We start from the raw sequence: 22,794 nt of genomic DNA, 5'->3' as shown, positions 1-22,794 counted from the left end.
AATCTTTATTTGGCGCAGGAATTACTGCAGATTCGCAGGAATCAACGCTTTAACCATCTGCTTATTATTAAACACTGTATTTTTGCATAATTATCCGATGGTTAGTGGTTGCCGCTTACCACTCTCCGACTACCAGTTACCACATACTGTAACTACTTAGTCAACCATCACCCCCTTGGAGCTACACAGTGCCGTTCATAGTCTTGCTTGATCCTTATTACATTTACGCAAAAAAACACCGTACCGCTATAGCTAATCAGCTAAGCGATACGGTGTTCTCGTATAATCTTGATTCTATTTAATTAGTCATTGTTGCCCCGAGTACGATTACGCAGGAACGTCGGAATATCGAGCTGGTCAGAAGAACTCTGATTGCCGAAAGGACGTAAATTAGCTGAACTCTTATCCGGTGCTGCCGCAGGCTCGTTATTCGTCGAGACCGGACGACGCCCTGGAGTTTCAGGCGATGGTTTATGTTCAAAGCCAGTAGCAATTACTGTTACTTTGATATCATCCTTCAGGCCTTCATCAATAATCGCACCAAAGATCATATTCACTTCAGGATCAGAGGCGGATGTAACGATCTCAGCCGCTTCATTAACTTCATATAGAGAGAGGTTGGATCCTCCCGTAATGTTCATGATTACGCCGCGGGCGCCTTCAATAGACGTTTCCAAGAGTGGGCTCATGATGGCTTTACGTGCTGCTTCAGACGCACGGTTCTCACCATTTGCAATACCAATACCCATAAGCGCTGAACCGCGCTCTGTCATGATCGTCTTTACATCCGCAAAGTCAAGGTTAATCAGACCAGGAACCTTAATTAGGTCAGAGATACCTTGAACAGCCTGCCGGAGAACATTATCTGCTTCACGGAAAGCTTCCAACATCGGTGTTTTCTTATCAACGATCTCAAGCAAACGGTCATTTGGAATGACGATTAGCGTGTCGACTTTTTCTTTCAAAGCTTCGATTCCAAGCATTGCCTGGTTATAACGTTTTCTTCCTTCAAAAGTGAACGGGCGAGTAACTACCCCCACAGTCAAGGCTCCACACTCTCTAGCAATCTCAGCTATAACTGGTGCTGCACCTGTTCCTGTACCGCCACCCATCCCTGCAGTAACAAACACCATATCTGCGCCCTTAAGGGTATTAGAGATCAAGTCACGGGATTCTTCCGCTGCTTTCTTACCGACTTCAGGATTAGCTCCTGCACCCAACCCGCGGGTCAGCTTGTCCCCGATTTGCAGCTTGTGCTCCGATTTGGCCATATGCAACGCTTGGGCGTCTGTATTAACCGTAATAAATTCTACACCCTGAACGCCATTTTCAATCATCCGGTTGACAGCATTACTACCTCCGCCGCCCACGCCGATGACTTTTATTTGCGCCAAGCTCTCCATTTCAAAATCAAATTCTAACATATTGTTCCATCTCCCCCTCAATGTGCTTGGATGGCCGGTCCAAGTATATCTGGACTTACACTTATATAAACTCGCTGAACATGTTCTTTAGACGCTCGACAAACCCGGTCTTCTGAACCGTTTCCTGATTTGGAGTGGCGTTCTGCTTACTCCGGTTGACCGTCTTTTTGTTGCTGCTTCCACCACTGCTTCTTCCACGGAAGCTACGGACAACATTATGCAGGATACCAACACCTCCGGTAAACCCAGGGTCCCGTACACCGATATAATCCGGTACAGCGATGCGTACAGATGCAGCCAGTTCAGTCTGAGCCGCCTTTAATACGCCAGGCATCGAAACAGTTCCACCCGTTAATATATAACCTCCAGGTAGTTCACTGTAACCAAGCCGTTTCACTTCCTGTTTAATCAGATGGAAGATTTCTTGCACCCGTGGTTCGATAATTGCCGCTAAATCCTCTTGGTTAAATTCCTTCTCTACATTACTGCCAATGCGCAGCACCTTGAAGACAACGTCAGAGGCTGCATCGTCAATCCATGCGCAACCATACTTTAGCTTTACTTTCTCCGCTTGATCAGTAAGTGTACGTAGTCCGTATGCAATGTCATTAGTTACAAATTCTCCGCCGATCGGAATCGTAGAGGTTGCACAAAGGGAACTTTCTTCGTATATGGCTATCGTTGTCGACCCGGCCCCGATATCAACCAGAACAGATCCCATCGATTTCTCGTCTTTGGACAGCGCCAATCCACCAGCACCAAGAGACATCAGCACAAGATCCTTCACTTTCAGCCCTGATTTCTCAACACATCGTAGTAGATTATGTATTGGCGTCTTAGCACCCGTAATGATGGTTGCGTCCACTTCTAGACGAACACCAATCATCCCGCGCGGGTCCTGAATACCTTCGAGACCATCGACGATAAATTGTTTAGGAACAACATCAATCACTTCTCGCTCCGGAGGCATAGCGATGACTTCCGCAGCTTTAATAACGCGATCGATATCATCCTCACCGATTTCACGATCCTCATTCTGAACGGCCACGACACCGTGGCTGGATTGCAGGCCAATATGATTACCGGAAATGCCTACATAAACTTCTGATATTTGAATACCCACCATTTGCTCTGCATGATCTATAGCACTTTTGATCGATTGCACAGTTTGGTCGATATCTACAATCGCGCCTTTACGTATTCCTTCCGAATCAGCAGATCCAACGCCAATAATATTAAAGGTTCCATTGGTAACTTCCCCAATTATTGCCCGAACTTTGGATGTACCGATGTCCAAACTAACAATGATGTCATTGTTGCTCAAGTCCTATGGCACCTCCTGTTATAATCGAAATAATTTGCATAATCTTATCCCGGTCCCGGGAAACTTCTCTGTACATATTCAACATACCTAACCCTTTCCCTCTTTTTTCTACAAATTTTTTGAACGGAATAATATTCCAACATCCCTAAATGTGATTAGTTACTCATAATTTTTTATAAGAATGATAATTATCACAAGAAATATATACCTATTTGGTTATTACTAACCATATAAAAGATTATATTTCAAAAAAATCGAAGAAAAAAGAGGGATATAGCTTCTTGCCCGTAACTCCGATTGTAGCATTTTTTGAACTCTATTAGTAGGGACTATTTACCTCTACTCTACTCTTGCACATCTTTTTGCTCATCGCCCTTTTGCTCCTCACTTTCGACCTGAAAAGGAACATACGAGTCGGCTTCAAGCATCGTGATAAGTCCAGGCTCCTTTGTCTCTATTACCTGATTCAAGTATGACACTTTGCTCTTCAATAAAGAGATGGAAGTGATCACCTCGAAACGGGATCTAGTATAGAGCTTGATACGATCCGGAAATGACAAGGTTGGCGAGGGAACAATCTCAGAGATATCACTTGTCAATTCATTAGAAATGCTTCCAAGCGTTTGACATAGGATAGCCTTATTAGGATCAGCTGGATCCCAGTTGGTTAATATAGGTTTCTCTACAGCAATACCAGTCTCATTAACAGTCACCGCTGCTCCACTCGACAGAATCGCCTTCAAGATGCCGCCCTGTTCCAGTTCATAGGCCACCGCAGGGAACTCTTCAATCTTCACTGTGATTACCCCGGGGAAATCCTTCTTTACGGCCACACCCTTAACCGTCTTAAGCTCCAGCAGAGATTGTTCCACAGACTTCGTAGAAACGGCAAAGAATTGTCCACCTATATGAATTCCACTTTGCGAGAGTAATTCCTCACTAGTAGAATACTTGCTTCCCTGAAAATCTATCACTGTAATGTGACTAATAGACGATCTGAAAAAAATCACAGCAAGAAGCGCAGTGAACAGTAGCAGCAGGATCGCCGTAATCTTACGGCTCATTTTTTTCTTAGGCTTGTCCTCTTTAAGAAGAGGTAATCGGGTTGTTGTCATTCTCATATCTCCGTAATAAGGCCCTGTCTCCTTCCTTGGTAGAACTGAAGGAGACAGGGAGCTTTAATTGGCCAAATCAAGTGGATCCGGTACGGGTACCTTGCGGCTTATACGCGCGCCAAGCTTCTGAAACAGCTTCTCTATTCCATCATACCCGCGGTCAATATGGTGTGCTTGCTCAACGACTGTAGTCCCTTGTGCAGCAAGCCCAGCAATGACCAGAGCCGCACCTGCACGCAAGTCAGTAGCTTCCACAGTAGCACCATACAATCTCTGAACGCCGCGAATAAACGCACGATTCAAATCAATAGAAATATCAGCGCCCATCCGCGCCATTTCTTCAACATGCTTGAATCGTCCCTCAAACACCGTCTCCTTGATTACACTGAAGCCATCAGCGAGAGACAACAGCACCATGACCTGAGATTGCAGATCGGTTGGGAAAGAAGGATAAGGAGAAGTCACAATTCTCTCAACAGCACGTGGGCGCCCCATACAACTGATATTAATTATATCATTGCACACTGTGATTTGAACACCAGCCCGCTTGAGCACATGAATAAGCGAAGTCAGATGCCCCGCATTGGCATGTGTCAAAGTCACATTTCCTCGTGTAGCTGCCGCAGCAATCATTACGGTTCCAGCCACAATCCGGTCAGGTATCACCTCGTACGTACAGGGATATAGGTTTTTCACCCCTTGAATTGTGATGGTGTCCGTACCTGCACCGATAATCTGAGCACCCATGCTATTTAGAAATTGCTGTAGGTCCTGTATCTCCGGCTCTCTCGCTGCCCCCGATATTGTTGTTGTTCCCTCTGCCTTTGCGGCAGCCATCATAATATTCTCCGTTGCTCCTACACTTGGATAGTCGAGATGAATATCACTCCCTATAAGCTTAGAACCCCGACAGAATATTCTTCCGTTGCTCTCCTCGATCTCCGCCCCTAACGCCTTAAGTCCCTGTAGATGAAGATCGATTTTACGCTCTCCGATCGCACAGCCCCCAGGCTGATAGATCGTTACCTCTCCAAATCTGGATAACAGCGGTCCCATTAGAAAAATGGAAGATCTCATCTGCCGCATTAAATCCTCAGGGATATGAGATGTCCCGACGGCAGACGTATCTATCGTCACCGTATCCTCTTGATGCACGCACCTGCAGCCCAGCCGATCTAGGATGTCTAGCATAGTCTCGATGTCCAGCAGCTTCGGCACATTATGCAGTGAGTGAACTCCTTCGGCCAGCAGGCTTGCCGCTAGAATCGGCAGCGCCGCATTTTTTGCTCCATGGATACGAATGGTGCCTGACAGGGGACTTCCACCCTCAATCACCAATTTGTCCAATGTATCACCTCCGAGATTACCGCTCACCCACCACAAACACTTCCGTTACAAGCTCATATGAAATGTACAAGTATAAACGTCTTCGGCGTCCTTTATAAGGACGATAGGCGTTTAAGCGAGAAATATAAGGATAATGTATAACGTGAAACTTATACTTTCTTATATTTCAAGAATATCCTGCACTACATCTCAGGTTTGGAAGTGTCCTGGGTGATTGTCACGATTATAGGATTATCCTATGTTCGTTCCTCCAAGTGTGTGACAGAGAGCTGCCAATAAGGAAAACCCGTATGGAAAACGATGATATCTTAAGACTTCTTACCCGCAAGTCTTCGGAGCTCGCTTGTGATTACTGCCGCAGAATCTCTTTTGCCGAGTCGTTTGGAGGCCACGGACATCTGCTCACGCACGGCTTCAGTTCCGATGATTTTTTGAACCGCCTCATATAGTGCCGTGCCGTTTAAATCTTTCTCAAGCAGCACCACAGCAGCACCTTCACGTTCCAACTGTCTTGCATTCGCCTCCTGATGGTTATTCGTCACATTAGGAGATGGAATGAGTACAGAGGGAATACCCAGCGCTGTAATCTCAGCGAGAAAAGAGGCTCCCGCCCGATTAACGATCAAGGAGGTACAAGCCAACACCTCTGGCATATTATGAACGTAAGGAAGGACATGCAACCAGTTTGGTATGCTACCCAGCTTTTGACGCAATTCCGCCCGAGTCTCTTCGAAATAAGGTTCACCTGTAACATACACATAATGAACACCATTACCCTTACCCACTTTTGGGGCCATTTCAATCATGGCTCTATTAATAGCCTTAGCTCCCTGACTGCCACCAACCACCAAAACAACAGTACTGCCATCCGAAATCCCCAGCGATGCGAATCCTCGTTGCGGACTTGCTGTAGTAACTGTTGTGGCACGTGGATTACCAGTATAGATCACATTTTTGCTGCCCGGAAAAGAGGACTCTGTTCCTTCAAAGCTTACGGCAACTGTACTCGCATACCGACTCAGAAAGCGATTGGTTAGACCTGGTATGGCATTTTGTTCATGGATCAATGTAGGGATGCCCAACCGGGATGCAGCATAAACGACTGGACCACACACATAACCGCCTGTTCCAATCACAACATCTGGTTTAAATTCTCTTAACATCTCTTTGGAAGCCTTGACACCCTTCAAGAAACGCATCACGGTCTTGACATTGTCTATGGATAGCTTGCGCCGAAAACCAGTGATGTCAATAGATTTGAAAGGGATATTCTCTTGAGGGACAAGCTTGCTCTCTAAGCCACGCGTTCCACCAATATACAGGAAGGTAGATTTGCTATCTTCCAACTCCATTTGCCTAGCAACAGCGACCGCAGGGTAGATATGTCCACCCGTGCCTCCGCCGCTTAATACGATACGCATCTCTTTCACCTCGCAAAACGGGATAAGTTCAATAGAATGCCAAGGGATGTTAGCATCAGTGTAAGTGAAGATCCGCCATAGCTAATCAGAGGAAGCGTGATGCCCGTTACAGGCATTAGACCAATAACAACACCAATATTAATAATGACTTGCACAGCCACCATACAGACGATGCCAACGGCCAGATAGCTTCCAAAACGGTCAGGTAGACTCATCGCCACCTTCATCCCGCGCCAGATTAGAATAAGAAATAGGATCAACACAGCCAAACCACCGATAAAACCCAGCTCCTCGGCCAATATAGAAAAAATAAAATCTGTTTGTGGCTCAGGTACATAGCTGTACTTCTGCCGACTCATTCCTAATCCAAGGCCACCGAGCCCACCAGGACCAATCGCATATAACGACTGAATGATCTGGTAGCCTGCACCAAGGGGGTCGGACCAAGGATCAAGAAAAGCGGTAATCCGCTGCAACCGGTAAGGCGCTGCTGCAATCAAAGCAACAAACCCTGCCGCACCAGCTACTCCAAGTGAAAGTAAATGCTTCATTCTAGCCCCTGCTGTGAAGACCATCATCAAGGCTGCACCAAACATGACGGTACCTGTACCCAAATCCGGCTGGAGCATGATCAGCGCGAAGGCTGACCCAATGAGCGCAAGTGGTGGGAGCAAGCCGCGTGTGAAGGAAGTGATGTCGTATTCCTCTTTTCCTAGCCAATTGGCTAAGAATAGAATCATCCCCATCTTCATGAATTCGGAAGGCTGGATCCCGAAGGAGCTAATTCCTAGCCAGCTGCGCGCTCCCCCGCGTACTACACCAATACCAGGGATAAGCACAATAACAAGTAAGAAAAAGCAGATCAGAAGTGCCGGCTTAGCCAGCTTTTTCAGCACCCTGTAATCGGTATTCGCCGTAACGAACATTGCGACTAGTCCTAGTCCTGCAAACAAAAGCTGTCTTTTTACAAAGTAAAACGAATCTCCATAATTGCGGAAGCCCAGAACGGACCCGGCGCTGTATACCATCACCATGCCGATCACCAGCAAAGATAGAATAGGAATCAGCAACCAAATATCGGGAGCATGACGAGTTTTGTTCATCAGGAGCACACCTCTTGCATCCGTAGTAGGGATGGGGCTTATCCACCCCCCTACTTAAAGGTTATGCACCGCCTCTTTAAAAATACGCCCGCGCTCTTCATAGGATGTAAACATATCCCAACTTGCACAGGCAGGAGACAAAAGAACGATATCTCCTTCTTCCGCCAGAGCGGAAGCTTCCTGCACAGCTTGCTCAAGCACGGCAGCGGCACTCTCCCCATTATCGACGGAGATAATCTGCTTTAATCCTGCCAGCTGCGCTACATTCGTTAGCTTGTCCTTAGTTTCCCCTAACGCCACTAACGCTTTAACACGACCGCTCAGGACAGGCAGCAGCTCCAAATAATCGGAACCACGGTCTAATCCACCAGCGATCAGTACTACAGGGCGCTCAAAGGACGTTAATGCCATAATCGTCGCTTTGGAGTTTGTTGCTTTGGAGTTATTATAATAAGTGGCTCCAGCCTTATCAGCCACATACTCCAGCCGGTGCTCCACACCGCGAAATGAAGCAAGCACTTCACCCAATAAAGAGGGGTCAGCTCCAGCAGCAATGGCAATTCCACATGCAGCCAGTGCATTTCCCACGTTGAAACGTCCCGGAATACTAATGGAATCTACATCAGCAATGATTGTTTCTTGGTCTGCAGATTCGCGATAGATGATGCGGCGCTTCAGATCGTCATCTTGACCCGTAATATAGGATGGGCTAACAAACACACCATGAGTGAGCTCCTCGGACATAGAGAACGGAAGAATAGTAGCTTTCATATACGGCACAAGTTCTCGGCAAAAAGGATCGTCCCAGTTCAGCACAGCCGTATCCGTATCTACTTGATTGGCGAACAGCTTTGCTTTGGAATCGACATAATCCTTCATGCTCCCATGATAATCCAGGTGGGTCTCCGCAATATTCAACAAACAACCTATTTTGGGGCGGAAAGTCTCCGTACCTTTGAGCTGGAAGCTGCTGAGTTCGACCACCATCCAGTTATCCTCTGTAGCTTCTTGCGCAGCCTCACAGAGAGGCGTGCCAATGTTACCTGCAACAATCGGATTCATACCTGCAGCTTCCAGCATTTGACCTACCCAGGTCGTCGTTGTCGTCTTGCCATTGGATCCCGTGATGCCAATCATCGGCGCTGCACAAAGACGGTAAGCAACCTCCACCTCTGTAACTACTTCAATGCCAAGCTCAAGAGCCTTTTGCACAGGAGGCGCAGAATAAGGAATGCCTGGATTCTTAATGACCAGACTTACACCTTCATGAATCAGTCCATCCGGATGCCCACCGCTTATAACACAAATTCCCAAAGATTCCAATTCGGAAGCTTCGGGACTTTGATCTCTTTCCTTTTTATCGTTCACCGTAACTACAGCGCCTCGATCATGCAGCACTTTAGCAACCTGGACACCGCTTTTTGCGAGCCCAAGAACCACAACTTCTTCACCACGATACATATCTGGATGTTTCATTCGCTACAACCCCTTGCTAATAAATAGTCCAACAGCGGCTAATATCAAGCTTACCGCCCAGAACGAAATTACCACACGCCATTCCGACCAGCCACCAAGTTCAAAATGATGGTGAATCGGGCTCATTCTGAATACACGCTTGCCACGGGTTTTGAAAGAAACCACCTGTATCACGACAGATAACATTTCCACCACAAACACACCGCCAATAATTAAAAACAGCAGTTCGCTCTTTGTGACAATCGCAATCGCACCTATCGCGCCGCCAATACCAAATGAACCGGTATCTCCCATGAACACCTTAGCTGGATGGGCATTAAAGACCAGAAATCCAAGAACGGCCCCGATCATTGCCGCTGCACACACGCCAGCTGCAATTGACGTAGCCTGCATTGCTACAACAGCATAAGCTGCCAAAGCAATAGCACTTACACCAGACAGCAAACCATCTACTCCATCGGTAAAGTTAACAGCATTCGTTACTGCCATCATCATAATAATAATGAATGGATAGTAGAAAAAGCCGCCCCAGTCAAAGCTGAAATCAGTACCCGGAACGCTGATACTTGTGCTATGTCCTGCAGAAATCAGCAGACCGCACATCACAGCACCTACCAACAGCTGCCCGAACAATTTTTGACGCGCCGTAAGGCCCAAAGAACGCTTGAATACGATTTTGATATAATCATCCAAAAATCCGATCAGTCCAAAACCAAGCGTAGCCACTAGTAGTACGTAGAAATCGTTATTCACCACGGAAAATTTCAGATAAGCCAATGTAAAAGCCACGATGATTACGATACCGCCCATCGTCGGCGTTCCCGCTTTCTTTAAATGGGATTGCGGTCCGTCATCTCGCACCTGCTGTCCGAATTTCATCCTGCGCAGTAGCGGAATGAAGAGCGGAGCGGCAATGACCGCAAGGATAAAGGAAACAGCAATAGTCAATAACAATAGTTGATAATCCATGGGTGCACCCCCTCCATTTTTTTAGGTCTCTTTAATCTCTTTATTAAGGCTCTGAAGTACTTCCTCAAGCCTCATCCCTCTAGATCCTTTGAATAGTACAATATCCTTGGAGCTGCTTTTCTCGATAAGGACGGCTGTTAATTCTGACTTATCCGTAAAAGCCAGCACACGCTCGTTTCCGAATCTTTCCTTTGCAGCTTCTGCAATATGGACTGACAATGGACCATAGGTATATACAAAATCAGTCACTGCGGGGTCTAGGTAGTAGCCAATTTCTTTATGAAACTGTATTTCATCCGGCCCAAGTTCCAGCATGTCCCCCAGTACTGCGATTTTTTTGCCACTGCATTTCATAGTTTGAAGCACATCAATGGCCGCCTTCATAGAAGTCGGACTGGCATTATAAGCATCATTCAAAAGTGTAAGCCCGGAAGAAGTCCGAATCACTTCAATCCGCATACCCGTCAACTTAAGCTTACTTAACCCATTCTCTACATTTTGTTCTGTAATTCCAAAATGGCGAGCAACCGCTAGTGCAGCCAACGCGTTAACAACGTTATGCTGGCCTGGCAGCGGTAATGTAAAAGCATGTTCCTTATGAAGGCTTGACGTAAACGTCATACCACCACTATGGGACATCATCCCAGTCGGATAATCATCATTATCTCCGTTCAGGCCGAAACGGAAGGACACCATCCCCTCCGGAGCCTCAAAAGTGGACTCTTGCATTACCTCAGTCAGCAGCGGTTCATCACCGTTATAAATTAGCAGTCCACCTGGCTTTAGCCCTTCGACTATTTCCAGCTTGGCACGGGCGATTTCTTTGCGGGATCCCAGTTGCAGCAGATGTGACTCACCTACATTAGTAATGACTGCAACATCTGGTGCAGCCAAAGAAGCCAGCAGAGCAATTTCTCCCCGCGAGCTCATACCCATTTCAAGCACTGCAATCTCTGTATCCTCAGCCATGGATAGAATCGTGAGCGGAAGACCAATATGATTATTGAAGTTTCCTTCTGTCTTGTGCACCTTGTACTGCGTTTCGAGCAAGGCCATAATGATATCTTTTGTCGTTGTTTTGCCATTGCTGCCCGTAACTGCGACAACCTTCGGAGCGACCTCATTTAAATACGCAGCGGACAGCTTCTGAAGCGCCTCTAGCGTATCTTCAACAATTATGACTCCGCCACCCTCAGGCGCAGGACCTTTATCACGCTGCCATAAGGTCCCTGCAGCACCAGCAGCCATAGCTGTAGCTGCATAATGATGACCGTCAAATTTGTCTCCCGTTAGAGGAACAAACAGGCAACCTGTAGTTATCTTACGGGAGTCAGTAACGACGCCCGTAAGTGGTATATTCATAGCTTCGGCAGCAGGAAGTTCCCCTGCGCACATCACAGCAATTTGTCCCAGTGTTCTTGTAATCAATAGCTTCGACCCCTTATAACTTCTTTAGCGACGATGCGGTCATCGAAATCGTGAACCACTCCGCCAATCAGTTGATAGGTCTCATGACCTTTCCCCGCAATCAATACTACATCGCCAGAGCTTGCCATTTCAATAGCCTTCCCAATTGCTTCTCGGCGATCAACAATCATATGATACCGGTCAGAGGTGACTCCATCCTCTACTAGTCCTGCTTCTATATCCTTCAGAATTAGCCCAGGGTCCTCCGTCCGAGGGTTGTCAGAGGTTACGAATATCATGTCGCTATATTTTGCAGCTATCTTACCCATTAAAGGACGTTTCGTGCGGTCTCTGTCTCCTCCGCAGCCAAACACAGTAAGCACTTTACCTGTAGCAAACTCGCAGACCGTTCTTAATACATTTTCCAGCCCGTCTGGTGTATGTGCATAGTCAACGATAACGGCATATTCTTGCCCCTCATCTACTGACTCTACCCGTCCAGCTACCCCATCAATCGCCTCAAGACTAGTCTTGATATCTGACAGTGACACATCTTCCAACAACGCTGCCGTAATCGCCGCAAGTGCATTATAGACATTGAACTTACCAACCATACGAAGCGAAATGTCCGTCTCACCCTTAAACGTATCTACATGGAAAAAAGTTCCTTTTGCAGTGATCGAGATTTGCGAAGCTCGGACATTAGCGTTGTTATCAATGCCATATGTAATCACTTCCGCTGCAGTTTGGGTTGCAAAATAGTGGCTCGCCTCATCATCAGCATTCAGCACCGCATATTTGCGTTCTTCTTTCCAAGGAGAGATCACATTTCCTAGTCTAGAGAAGAATAGACCTTTAACCGCCCGATACTCCTCCATTGTATGATGATAATCCAGATGATCCTGGGTTAAGTTCGTAAATATTGCTGTACGGAAGTCCGCACCCTTCACACGTCCTTGCTGAAGCGCATGGGAGGAGACTTCCATTACGCAACATTCCACACCTTTGGAGGCCATATCATGAAGCGAGCGCTGCAGATCTAGCGATTCTGGAGTGGTCCCTGACATAGGGTAGCTTTTGCCGTCATAGCGCATTTGAATGGTCCCAATCAGACCCGTCTTCATATTCTGGTCTTGCATAATTCGCTCAATAAGATAAGTCGTAGTTGTCTTCCCGTTTGTACCCGTAACCCCGATCATTCTCATTCGGCTGCTAGGTGAGCCAAAGAATGCATTCGACATGACAGACATCGCAAAACGGCAGTCATCCACAACGATCTGTGGGATATCAAGCTCTAGCTTATGCTCACATACGATAGCAGATGCTCCAGAGGCTACGGCTTGCGGCGCAAATTTATGTCCGTCTACGGTGTGACCCGGTAAACAGATAAACAGATCACCCGGACTTACACGGCGGGAATCCGTCTGAAGATCAGTAATCTCCACCTCCCCGTCCCCATATAGACGCGAAGTAGCAAGACAAGCAGATAATTCATTAACTTTCATAGTAATCCCTCACTCTACATTTTCGGATACAAACTGAACCCTTATACCTTTATCATTATTCACTAGAAGCTCCCATATAAATCCTGATGGTTGAGCCCTGTTCTACTCTTGCCCCAGCTTTCGGAGCCTGATTGATGACCGTATTGCCAGAGCCTGAACGCGCCAGATTAAAATTCATATTTAAATCCTCATAGATATCTTGTACGGTTGCACCTGTAAGGTCAGGCACGGTCACAATCGGAGTTTCACCATACTTATAAGTTTTTGGAAGCTGATCACTGCGCTCAGGAACCTTCATATAGTGCAGCGAGTCTTCCAAAATATTTTGCACGATTGGAGCTGCAACTACACCCCCAAATTGAATCCCTTTCGGATTATCCACTGCAGTGTAGACAACGATCTGCGGATCATCCGCCGGCGCAAAGCCAATAAAAGAAACAATGTGCTCTGTCGGAGAATAACGTCCATTTATAACCTTCTGTGCAGTACCCGTCTTGCCACCCACACGATAGCCGTCTATAAAAGCCGGCCGTCCCGTGCCTTTGGCAACCACGCTCTCAAGTGCTGCCCGCACCTTCTTGGATGTCTCCTCCGAAATGACCTGCCGCACAAGCTCAGGCTTCACCTCTGATACAGTCTCTCCCGTTTCCGGATTAACCCATGATTTTGTTACATGTGGTTTATAGAGATTGCCACCATTGATAGCCGCGGATACCGCAGCAATCTGCTGAATAGGTGTAACCGAGACCCCTTGGCCGAAGGCCGTAGTCGAAAGCTCCACCGGACCTACTTGACTAAGCTTGAACAGAATCCCATTAGATTCTCCGTTTAGATCAATTCCTGTTTTGCTGCCGAAACCAAAATCACGAATATATTTGAAGAGGGTTTCTTTGCCCAGCCGTTGCCCAAGAGCAACAAAACCAGGGTTACAGGAGTTCTCAACCACCTGAAGGAAGGTTTGGCTGCCATGGCCGCCTTTTTTCCAACAGCGCAGCTTCGCACCCGCCACTTCGATAAACCCAGGATCATAGAAATGATCATTTTGCAGGTCTACCTTACCTTCTTGCAGTGCTGCAGCAAGTGTGATGATTTTGAACGTCGAACCAGGCTCGTAAGTCATCCAAATGGGCAAATTCCGATTATAGATCTGCGGATCATATTCCTTATATAAACCCGGTTCATAACCCGGTCTACTAGCCATGGCCAGAATTTCACCATTCTTCGGATTCATCGCTATAGCCCAAGCACCCTGCGCCTGATATTTTACCATAGCTTGATCCAGCTCACGTTCCATAATGGATTGAATCTGTTTATCAATCGTCAATTGCAGATTAAGTCCATCCTGAGGGGCAGAATACTTCTCCGATGATCCAGGCATGAGTCTTCCACCTGCGTCAGACAAATACGAAATATTACCTGCTATTCCTTTAAGTAAATTATCGTATATATTCTCGACCCCGGTAATCCCTTGGTTATCAATACCTGTAAAGCCTAGTATATGCGCGGCAAGATCGCCGTACGGATAATATCTTTTGCTATCCTCAGCGACAACGATGCCCGGCAACTGCAAATCACGGATGCTCGCGGCAAGTTCCATCGTAATTTTGCGGCCGCCGGGCTGTAGTTTCACCGACATTGATTTTTTAGTCAGCAAGCTCATCAGCTTCTCCTCGGTCATCCCAAGCAGAGGCGCCAATTGCTGCGCTGTCTTTTGCTTCTCCTTCACCTGCACAGGCACCGCATAAACCGTAGGCGTACTGATATTATAGGCCAGCGGTATACCTTCACGATCCAAAATTTCACCACGCTTGGCTGTAAAAGGAATATTGCGGCGCAAGGAATCTTCTACCTTGTCACTTAATTTCTCGCCTTGGGATAATTGCACATAAGCAAGACGCACGACCAGCGAACCGAATAACACTGCCAGTCCCAGCAGCGTCCACAACATTCTCCGCCGTGTTACGACCTTCGAAACCTTCATTCCGTTCTCCCCCGCTTTCACCTATAGACATGAGCTCTTATCTTCATGACTATTCGGGACAAACAGGGGTTAGAACAAGCCTATGGCCCACTCTCCGATTCCGTACCCTCATCAGCAGTCGAAGCTGCAGGATCCTCTTCACTCTTATCATTTAATGGTTTCAGCTTCAAAGTAACCAATGTTTTGCCGTTCTTTGTTCCTTCAATCTGTTCCGAGACATATCCTTCGCCTTCTACCGCAATCTCCACTTTTAGAAGTGTTAGAATCTCAAGCGCATCACGCAGCGACTCTCCTTTTAAATTTGGAATGGTAGGCTTGTCCCCTTGCTTGCTTAATAGGTATATACGCTGTCCTTGAGTAAGCTTCGTTCCAGCCTCTGGATATTGGGTTTCCACAGATGCTTCTGCACCGACCACTTCAAAATCGAATCCTTGATCCAGAAGCGTCTCTCTTGCTTCCTTCATCGTTTTGCCCATCAGATCAGGTGTGGTCCGGAGCACAGGCGCTTCAGATTCAACTGTTTTTTTACTATCCTTATCGCTAGTTTCAGTCGCTAACTTTGGAACTCCCATGTATTGCAGAGACTGAGATACGATTTCTTTAAATACAGGAGCTGCAGCTTTACCGCCGCCAACCTCAACGTTCGGTTCATCAATAATAACAATAACAGCGATCTTTGGATCATTCACAGGCGCATAACCAATAAAGGAGACCAGTACTTTGGACTTCACGTAGTCCTTACCTTCAACCTTGATAGCCGTTCCTGTCTTACCTGCGACACGGTAACCTTCTATGTGAGCGTTGCGTCCTGTACCTTTGACTTGGTCGGCAACTACCTGCTCCAAGTATTCACCGGTTTTCTTGGCGCTTGCCTCATCAATCACCTGACGCACTACACTAGGCTGAGTAACCTTAGTGTCGCCGGTGTTTGGGTCAGTAACCTCTTTTACCACATATGGAGTCATCAGTTTCCCACCATTGGCGATAGCAGATACAGCAACCAATTGTTGAAGCGGGGTAACTAGCACTTTACCATGCCCATATGCAAGTGTAGCAATTTCGATAGGACGTCCAAGGTTAGGGTTAACGACCCCACTGGCTTCCCCTGGCAAATCGATTCCTGTCTTCCCATTAAAGCCAAAATCATCAATATACTGTAAAAGTCTATCTTGTCCGAGCATTTCATAAAGTTTTACAAAAAGAACGTTACTAGACCGCTTCACACCTTCCAGGAAACTGATTTGCCCCCAGCCGGAACGATTAATATCATGTAATGCCTTACTGTATCCCTTAATTCTGATAGATCCTGACAGAAATGTAGCTACGGGATCAAAAAGCTTCTCTTCTACAGCTGCAGCAAGTGTTACAATTTTGAAGGTCGAACCGGGCTCATAAGTTGATTTGATAGCATGATTGTAGAAACCCGCTGCATCAGCACCCGTATCCATATATTTATTAGGATCAAAGGTAGGCATATTCGCCATCCCCAAAATCTCCATCGTATTCGGATCAGCAGCAATGACACTCATACTTTTCGGCTTATATTGCGCATATGCCTTTTCCATGGCCGCTTGTATATATTGCTGGATTGTACTGTCGATTGTAAGCTTGAAATCACTTCCATTTACTACAGGTTTATAGGTATCTTTTGAATCCGGCAGCTTAACCCCTTGACCGTCACTTTGATAAAGCAGCTTGCCATCGGCACCCTTAAGCTGTTCATCCAGGGATTTTTCCAGACCCATAATCGCCTTGCCATCTCGATCTGTATAGCCTAATATATGCGCAGCAAGCGAACCCTTAGGGTAATATCGTTTCTGCTCTCTAACAAGACCAATCCCAGTCTCTTGAATTTTATGCTCTTTACCTAGGGCTACATAAAATTCTTTCACCTTATCAGCAAGTTCCTGATCAATCTTCCAGCCTTCGTTACGAACCTCACGATTCTTGAGGTATTTACCGTTCTCGTCTTTCGCTTCAACCAGTTTCCGCAGCTCATCTTCTGGCTTGCCGAGTAGCTCATGCAATCCCTTGACGACCTCATCACCAATTCCCTTTTCAGCAATGACTGCCGGGTTTACAACCACAGTATAAGCAGGGACATCACTTGCGAGCACACTCCCATTACGGTCAGAAATCGTTCCTCGCTCTGCTTTGATAGTCGAAGTGTGCGCCCAAAGTGTAGCAGCCTTTTCTTGCCATTCTGAGCCCTCCATAACTTGAATCCAGAACACTCTAGCTATCAAAACAAGAAAAAAGAGGGTAATACACCCTCCTATAAACAGCGTGCGAAGTTTTATTCTCTTTACCATAAGCGAACCTCACAATTTTTTTATTGCGATCTTGCCAATCGCTCACTAATTATCGCCTTCTGTCGATATCGGATTCGCCGGAATAAAGATTGTAGCATTTTCATCCGGTGCTACGTATCCAAGATCCTTTGCCTTTTGGGCAACCTTCTGCTCCAAGTTCTGCTTCTCCATCTCAAACGTGGAAATTTGCTTCTTAGCAGTCGCTATATCCTTATCTAATTTCTGGGCCTGCAAGTTCAAATCATAAATATGAACGTAACGTGAAATCAGGGTGATAGCCACCAAAACGCATACTCCTAGCGTCAGCATATACAAAAGTTTCTCTTGCAGCGGAAGTACTCTTCGTTTGGTAACTACTTTTGTCTTCTCGCGGTAAAGGGGGTTTACCTCTTCTTTTCTTTTGGGCTGAACTGCTAAATTGCCGCGGGTATAGGCCATCTCTGACTCTCCTTTATCGTCAATTACAATTTTTCTGCAATGCGCAGCTTAGCTGAACGGGCTCGAGTATTAAGCTCAAGCTCTTCTTCAGAAGGCACAAGCGGTTTGCGGTTGATTAACTTAAGCGTGCCTTTCGCGCCACATACACAAAACGGAAAGTCAGGCGGGCATGTACATCTGCTTAAATAGCTGCTTAGTATTTGCTTGCAAATTCGGTCCTCGAGTGAATGAAAAGTGATAACGGATACTCTACCTTCTGGTGCAAGGCAACGTACTGCGCTATGTAATCCTTCTTCAAAAGCACCCAACTCGTCGTTTACAGCAATCCGTAAACCTTGAAAGCTACGTTTAGCGGGGTGTCCTCCCGTTCTTCGTGCAGCCGCCGGAATACCTTCCTTGATAAGCTCAGCTAATTCTCCTGTGGTCTCCACAGGACTTTCTTCTCTTCTGTCTACAATTTTCTTAGCAATTCTCCGCGAGAACTTCTCTTCTCCATATTGGAAAAGCACACGGGCAATCTCCTGCTCAGACCACGTATTCACAATATCAGCAGCCGTTAATAGCGCCGTCTGATCCATTCGCATGTCCAGCGGAGCATCATGATTGTAACTAAATCCGCGTTCTCCCTCATCAAACTGGGGAGAGGATACGCCAAGATCAAAGAGGACCCCATCCACTTGGGGAATGCCATCTTTTTGTGGTACAAAGGGCACATCCTTAAGTACACTCTCCAGATCACGGAAATTGGTCTTAATGAGTACAACCTTGTCTCCGTATTCAGCAAGTCTTTCTTTTGCGTTCTCCAGAGCCCAATCATCTTGATCCAAACAGATTAATCGGCCTTCGCCGCTAAGTTTGGAAGCAATTAGTGCGCTGTGGCCTGCTCCACCGAGAGTGCAATCTACATAGATTCCGTCTTTTTTGATGTGCAGCCCTTCTGTCGCTTCTTCTTTAAGCACCGTGATGTGGTGAAACAAGCTGCATCCCTCCAGGACAGTATTCGATATTGTGTTTTATAGATCAAAATTGAAATCCACCAATTTTTCGGCAATTTCGTTGAACGATTCCTCGGACTGTTCGAAGTACTGCTCCCATAGCTCTTTGTTCCAGATTTCCACCCGGTTCGAAACGCCCAGAATAACACAGTCTTTGTCCAGTTTGGCATACTGCCTTAAATTGGCCGGCAGATTTACCCTTCCCTGCTTATCCCATACACATTCTGTTGCGCCTGAGAAAAAAAAGCGACTGAATGCACGGGCATCTGATTTCATCAGTGAAAGGCTTTTTAGCTTTTGTTCCATGATTGCCCATTCTTCCATGGGATAAACAAATAGACACGAGTCTAGACCACGGGTCGTCACAAAGGAGGTTCCAAGCAATTCACGGAGTTTAGCCGGAATAATAATTCGGCCTTTGTCGTCAATGCTGTGTTGATACTCTCCCATGAACATCCTTTTTCCCACCCCTAATCCCCGAATCCCCACTTTACCCCACTTTTCACCACTTAAGCATAATAGATTCGCCATTAAAAATCAAAAACCTTTTTCTGGTGAAAGGAATTTTTTGCTAAATCAGATGGATCGTTGCCCAAAAAACAATTCGCCACAGAAAAAAGCCATACAATCGGAATCTTGTCCGCTGCATGGCTTTTCAAGCCTAAACGCCTTCGGCGTCCTTTTAAGGACGCCGAAGCGTTTAAGCGAGAAATATAAGGATAATGTATAGCGTAAAACTTATACTCTCTTATATTTTACAAAAGTTGCTTCAGTTCAAGGTACACTTGGTTAATATACTTTATTGTTGTGCGTTCCGTAATTAATCGTTCAGATTCCAGCTGTCCAAATAATCCACTTGTGCTGGAGTCAGACTATCAATGTTAATGCCCAGACTTTGCAGCTTGTAGCGTGCTACCTGCTCATCCAGCTCATAAGGAACATTCTCAACTTTTACGCCAATGCTCTTATAATTATCATTTACATATTTCAACGACAGCGCTTGTAGCGCAAAGGTCGTATCCATAATTTCGGCAGGGTGTCCATCCGCAGCACCCAGATTTACAAGTCTGCCTTCTGCAAGCAGATATAGTTTACGTCCGTCGCGAAGCTGGTACTCTTCGATATTTTTGCGAACAGTACGCTGAGATACGGATCTTTCAGACAATTCAGGCTTATTCACTTCAACGTCGAAATGGCCTGCATTGCACATGATTGCTCCATCCTTCATCACATCATAATGTTCACCGCGAATGACATAACGATTACCAGTTACTGTAACGAAGAAATCACCAACCTTAGCAGCTTCCAGCATAGGCATAACTTCGAAACCGTCCATATGTGCTTCAACGGCTTTAATAGCATCCACTTCTGTGACAACCACTTTTGCGCCCAAACCTTTGGCACGCATAGCAACACCCTTACCGCACCAGCCGTATCCTACAACAACTACGGTTTTGCCCGCAACGATCAGGTTGGTTGTTCGAATAATTCCATCCCATGCGGATTGGCCTGTGCCATAGCGGTTATCAAACAAATATTTGCAATAAGCATCATTTACTGCGACCATTGGGAACTTCAACACACCTTGCTTTTGAAGAGCTTTTAGACGAATGATGCCGGTTGTTGTTTCTTCAGCACCCCCACGAATATTCTCCATTAGATCAGGACGCTCCGAATGCAGCAATGTAGCAAAATCCCCACCATCATCAATAATCAAATCCGGTTTGCTTTCCAGCGCCTTGATATTAAGAGCTTTGAACTCCTCAGGTGACGGGTTGTATTTAGCAAATACGGTAATTCCGTCCTCTACAAGCGCCGCACATACATCATCCTGTGTAGACAGTGGATTCGATCCAGTAATAGTTACTTCTGCACCGCCTGCTTTGACTACCTTCGCCAGATAAGCGGTTTTAGCTTCCAAATGAAGCGTAATAGATACTTTTAGTCCTTTGAATGGCTGCTCAGCTTCGAACTGCTCACGGATACGGTTCAATACCGGCATATGTTGACGAACCCAGTCGATTTTCAAATGACCTTCGGGTGCGAGTGACATATCAGCCACGATACTATTTTGTTTTGATGAACTCATAATGAAACCTCCTAAAAGTTTTATGGAGCGATACTTCTATGTTTTACTTCGCAGTAAAACTCGCTTCGTAAGCATAATCCAAGTTTTGTGAGCGTTACTTCTCTACATATAAATGATTCGATGCGTCCCACTATAATCCGGTTCAATAGCCATCAGCTCATCTAACCATGGAAGTCCGTAGCGGTTCAAGTAATACATGATATTGTACACTCTTTCTTGCAGTTTACCCAGTGGCATTAACGACAGCTCGATTCGCTCCCATTGACGGATTGCAGCTTCATTCTGTTTTGCCATTGCATCTTGGGCTTTCGCTTGTAAAAAAGTGATCTGATCTAAAATCTTATCTTTATTGTTATTCCCTAGTTTTAGCAGACCTGCCTGAATGGTTCCAAGCTGCTCAATCAGTGGTTCGTACATGGCGGAGAAAGTAGCTTTAGTTTCTTCGAAACGTTGTTCAATCCCCAGCTCATCCTGTGCAGCCAACCACTCATGTCTTTTACGATCTAGTCCCTGTCTTACATCCTCAAAGCTTAGTTGATATTTATCCATATGCTTATGAAGCGTACCTTCCACCACTGTGAAAGACATTCGCGGGATGATCAGGGGCATTTGTCCCCCAATGGTCTCAAACGCACGATGCGGAATGGCCCAATAAGCAATCTCACCTTGACCTAGCACCGTTGCTAGAACCGGCAACACATAATCCTGCATAAGCGGACGTGTCAGCACGTTGTTACTGAATAGTTCCGGATGTACCTTCACTTCCTCCAGTAGTTCATCCCGGGTGAACGATACCTGGCCCTTGCGATCGGCAAAAACGCCATCTTTCTTATGAAGCAATAATCGTACACCTTCATGTATATAAAAGAGGTTGGCATTGCCTGCCGTAACGTCAGCTTGAAGCTCATACCCAGCGTTCACGATATCAGAAGCAGAATTCATGTACGCTGTTTCCAGTGCATCATTCTGCATAATTAGCGAAGTAAAGAAAGGCTCTTCTAACTTACGAAGGTTAGGATCAGCAGAATCGAGCAGGATCAGACCAAATTTACCAAATAAAGAACCCATCAGCTTGGCAAAAGCATCCGTCATACTATCTGCTCTAAACGAAGAAGATCGAATAAATTCCATAATTTGCGGTTTAAAGTCACTATCTTGAAGTAGCGCATCCAGCTGTTCCACTACTTGCTGCCAGCTTTCATCTTCTACACGAATATTACTCACCGAGGAGCGTTTCTCCTCTGATTTCTCTATCTTAATCTTTGTAATCTCTTGTGTACGATTTAATACATACGTATGATTCACTTCATCCCAGTCATGATCCTCTCCTGCAATCCAGAATAATGGGATTACAGGTCGACCGAGCTGTTCTGCTGCTTCTTTTGCCGCCATAATGGTTGTCATTGCTTTATATACTACAAGTAGTGGTCCTGTAAATAATCCGCTTTGCTGTCCGCCAGTAACCACTAACGTTCCCGGCTGTTCTAAAAGTGCCAGGGAAGACATCACCGCATCATGTGAATTATGCTTTTCATTATATTGCCGTAGACATGCAGCAACTTGTGTCCGGTCTGCACGGAGACCCTCACTACGATCCAGCCATTCTGCCCGAATGCTTCTACTCTCTTTGCTTCGGAAATCCCCACCATACAAATGACTAACTTTTTCAAAATTTTCTATATAGTCGCGCGCGAGTGCAGATCCACCCGAGAGCGGTTCCTTAACAATATTCATTTGCTAGTGCCTCCAGTTCTACTGAGCAGTTATATGTAAATCCAAGTTCGTAAACTCTATATGATTGTATCCAAAGTCAGGGGCCGCGTCAAAAGAATTACATACCTGCAAAAAAGCAATGCAAGAGCAGCCGTTTTATTTTCTTATCCATTAA

17 protein-coding genes are annotated in these 22,794 nt (G+C 46.0%); all 17 read right to left on the bottom strand.

The genetic code is table 11. The features are described 5' to 3' along the window. Nucleotides 1-302: 302 nt before the first annotated feature. The 17 genes from ftsZ to bshC all read right to left on the bottom strand — a co-directional run bounded on the left by ftsZ (nt 303) and on the right by bshC (nt 22,640). Nucleotides 303-1,424, bottom strand: a complete 1,122-nt coding sequence (ftsZ, locus tag ACQKMP_RS08985) for a cell division protein FtsZ (protein WP_042130228.1) — start codon at nt 1,422-1,424, stop codon at nt 303-305. A 61-nt stretch (nt 1,425-1,485) separates the two neighbouring features. After that, a complete protein-coding gene (gene ftsA / locus ACQKMP_RS08980; protein ID WP_042190844.1) occupies nt 1,486-2,748 on the bottom strand; it encodes a cell division protein FtsA in 1,263 nt (420 codons plus the stop codon). Between the two features lie 344 nt (nt 2,749-3,092). Continuing rightward, nucleotides 3,093-3,863 carry a cell division protein FtsQ/DivIB gene (locus ACQKMP_RS08975; protein WP_427469236.1) on the bottom strand — a complete coding sequence of 257 codons (771 nt, stop codon included), beginning with the start codon at nt 3,861-3,863 and terminating at the stop codon, nt 3,093-3,095. Between the two features lie 63 nt (nt 3,864-3,926). Further along, entirely contained in the window at nt 3,927-5,210 is a 1,284-nt protein-coding gene (murA, locus tag ACQKMP_RS08970; protein ID WP_042190848.1) for a UDP-N-acetylglucosamine 1-carboxyvinyltransferase, read from the bottom strand. Between the two features lie 308 nt (nt 5,211-5,518). Beyond that, nucleotides 5,519-6,631, bottom strand: a complete 1,113-nt coding sequence (gene murG, locus ACQKMP_RS08965; RefSeq protein WP_042190850.1) for an undecaprenyldiphospho-muramoylpentapeptide beta-N-acetylglucosaminyltransferase — start codon at nt 6,629-6,631, stop codon at nt 5,519-5,521. A 5-nt stretch (nt 6,632-6,636) separates the two neighbouring features. Continuing rightward, on the bottom strand, nt 6,637-7,734 hold the full coding sequence (gene spoVE, locus ACQKMP_RS08960; protein ID WP_042130238.1) for a stage V sporulation protein E: 1,098 nt from the start codon (nt 7,732-7,734) through the stop codon (nt 6,637-6,639). 54 nt (nt 7,735-7,788) lie between these two features. Continuing rightward, on the bottom strand, nt 7,789-9,210 hold the full coding sequence (gene murD, locus ACQKMP_RS08955) for a UDP-N-acetylmuramoyl-L-alanine--D-glutamate ligase (protein WP_339243126.1): 1,422 nt from the start codon (nt 9,208-9,210) through the stop codon (nt 7,789-7,791). 3 nt (nt 9,211-9,213) lie between these two features. Beyond that, nucleotides 9,214-10,179, bottom strand: coding sequence for a phospho-N-acetylmuramoyl-pentapeptide-transferase (gene mraY, locus ACQKMP_RS08950; protein WP_042190854.1), 966 nt, complete (start codon nt 10,177-10,179; stop codon nt 9,214-9,216). 21 nt (nt 10,180-10,200) lie between these two features. Then, nucleotides 10,201-11,607 (bottom strand): UDP-N-acetylmuramoyl-tripeptide--D-alanyl-D-alanine ligase, encoded by a 1,407-nt coding sequence (locus tag ACQKMP_RS08945; RefSeq protein WP_427469235.1) that lies wholly within the window; start codon nt 11,605-11,607, stop codon nt 10,201-10,203. Further along, nucleotides 11,604-13,091: a UDP-N-acetylmuramoyl-L-alanyl-D-glutamate--2,6-diaminopimelate ligase gene (locus tag ACQKMP_RS08940; protein WP_339243128.1), complete on the bottom strand. Its 1,488-nt coding sequence runs from the start codon at nt 13,089-13,091 to the stop codon at nt 11,604-11,606. The genes ACQKMP_RS08945 and ACQKMP_RS08940 overlap by 4 nt, the downstream gene beginning before the upstream one ends. A 55-nt stretch (nt 13,092-13,146) precedes the next feature. Beyond that, nucleotides 13,147-15,072 carry a stage V sporulation protein D gene (locus ACQKMP_RS08935; protein WP_042190860.1) on the bottom strand — a complete coding sequence of 642 codons (1,926 nt, stop codon included), beginning with the start codon at nt 15,070-15,072 and terminating at the stop codon, nt 13,147-13,149. Nucleotides 15,073-15,152: 80 nt separating this feature from the next. Next, on the bottom strand, nt 15,153-17,384 hold the full coding sequence (locus ACQKMP_RS08930; protein ID WP_427469234.1) for a penicillin-binding transpeptidase domain-containing protein: 2,232 nt from the start codon (nt 17,382-17,384) through the stop codon (nt 15,153-15,155). Between the two features lie 45 nt (nt 17,385-17,429). Continuing rightward, nucleotides 17,430-17,822 (bottom strand): septum formation initiator family protein, encoded by a 393-nt coding sequence (locus ACQKMP_RS08925; RefSeq protein ID WP_076284765.1) that lies wholly within the window; start codon nt 17,820-17,822, stop codon nt 17,430-17,432. A 23-nt stretch (nt 17,823-17,845) separates the two neighbouring features. Further along, nucleotides 17,846-18,799 (bottom strand): 16S rRNA (cytosine(1402)-N(4))-methyltransferase RsmH, encoded by a 954-nt coding sequence (gene rsmH, locus ACQKMP_RS08920; protein WP_042190866.1) that lies wholly within the window; start codon nt 18,797-18,799, stop codon nt 17,846-17,848. Between the two features lie 36 nt (nt 18,800-18,835). Next, nucleotides 18,836-19,273 carry a division/cell wall cluster transcriptional repressor MraZ gene (mraZ, locus tag ACQKMP_RS08915; RefSeq protein WP_036683674.1) on the bottom strand — a complete coding sequence of 146 codons (438 nt, stop codon included), beginning with the start codon at nt 19,271-19,273 and terminating at the stop codon, nt 18,836-18,838. Between the two features lie 364 nt (nt 19,274-19,637). After that, a complete protein-coding gene (locus tag ACQKMP_RS08910; protein ID WP_188114736.1) occupies nt 19,638-20,909 on the bottom strand; it encodes an adenosylhomocysteinase in 1,272 nt (423 codons plus the stop codon). Nucleotides 20,910-21,008: 99 nt separating this feature from the next. Beyond that, on the bottom strand, nt 21,009-22,640 hold the full coding sequence (gene bshC / locus ACQKMP_RS08905) for a bacillithiol biosynthesis cysteine-adding enzyme BshC (protein WP_427469233.1): 1,632 nt from the start codon (nt 22,638-22,640) through the stop codon (nt 21,009-21,011). Between the last annotated feature and the right edge of the window lie 154 nt (nt 22,641-22,794).

Source organism: Paenibacillus sp. NPDC101420 (assembly GCF_050277435.1).
Taxonomy (GTDB): Bacteria; Bacillota; Bacilli; order Paenibacillales; family Paenibacillaceae; genus Paenibacillus_AQ.
The sequence above is the reverse complement of the archived record's forward strand: the minus strand, read 5'-3'. Positions and strand labels throughout refer to the sequence as shown.

Coding starts and splice junctions, on each gene's coding strand:
- ACQKMP_RS08940 (WP_339243128.1), bottom strand. CDS start 13,091: ATGAAAGTTAATGAATTATCTGCTTGTCTTGCTACTTCGCGTCTATAT.
- ACQKMP_RS08975 (WP_427469236.1), bottom strand. CDS start 3,863: ATGACAACAACCCGATTACCTCTTCTTAAAGAGGACAAGCCTAAGAAA.
- ACQKMP_RS08930 (WP_427469234.1), bottom strand. CDS start 17,384: ATGGTAAAGAGAATAAAACTTCGCACGCTGTTTATAGGAGGGTGTATT.
- spoVE (WP_042130238.1), bottom strand. CDS start 7,734: ATGAACAAAACTCGTCATGCTCCCGATATTTGGTTGCTGATTCCTATT.
- ACQKMP_RS08935 (WP_042190860.1), bottom strand. CDS start 15,072: ATGAAGGTTTCGAAGGTCGTAACACGGCGGAGAATGTTGTGGACGCTG.
- ftsZ (WP_042130228.1), bottom strand. CDS start 1,424: ATGTTAGAATTTGATTTTGAAATGGAGAGCTTGGCGCAAATAAAAGTC.
- ACQKMP_RS08925 (WP_076284765.1), bottom strand. CDS start 17,822: ATGGCCTATACCCGCGGCAATTTAGCAGTTCAGCCCAAAAGAAAAGAA.
- murG (WP_042190850.1), bottom strand. CDS start 6,631: ATGCGTATCGTATTAAGCGGCGGAGGCACGGGTGGACATATCTACCCT.
- bshC (WP_427469233.1), bottom strand. CDS start 22,640: ATGAATATTGTTAAGGAACCGCTCTCGGGTGGATCTGCACTCGCGCGC.
- mraY (WP_042190854.1), bottom strand. CDS start 10,179: ATGGATTATCAACTATTGTTATTGACTATTGCTGTTTCCTTTATCCTT.
- murD (WP_339243126.1), bottom strand. CDS start 9,210: ATGAAACATCCAGATATGTATCGTGGTGAAGAAGTTGTGGTTCTTGGG.
- mraZ (WP_036683674.1), bottom strand. CDS start 19,273: ATGTTCATGGGAGAGTATCAACACAGCATTGACGACAAAGGCCGAATT.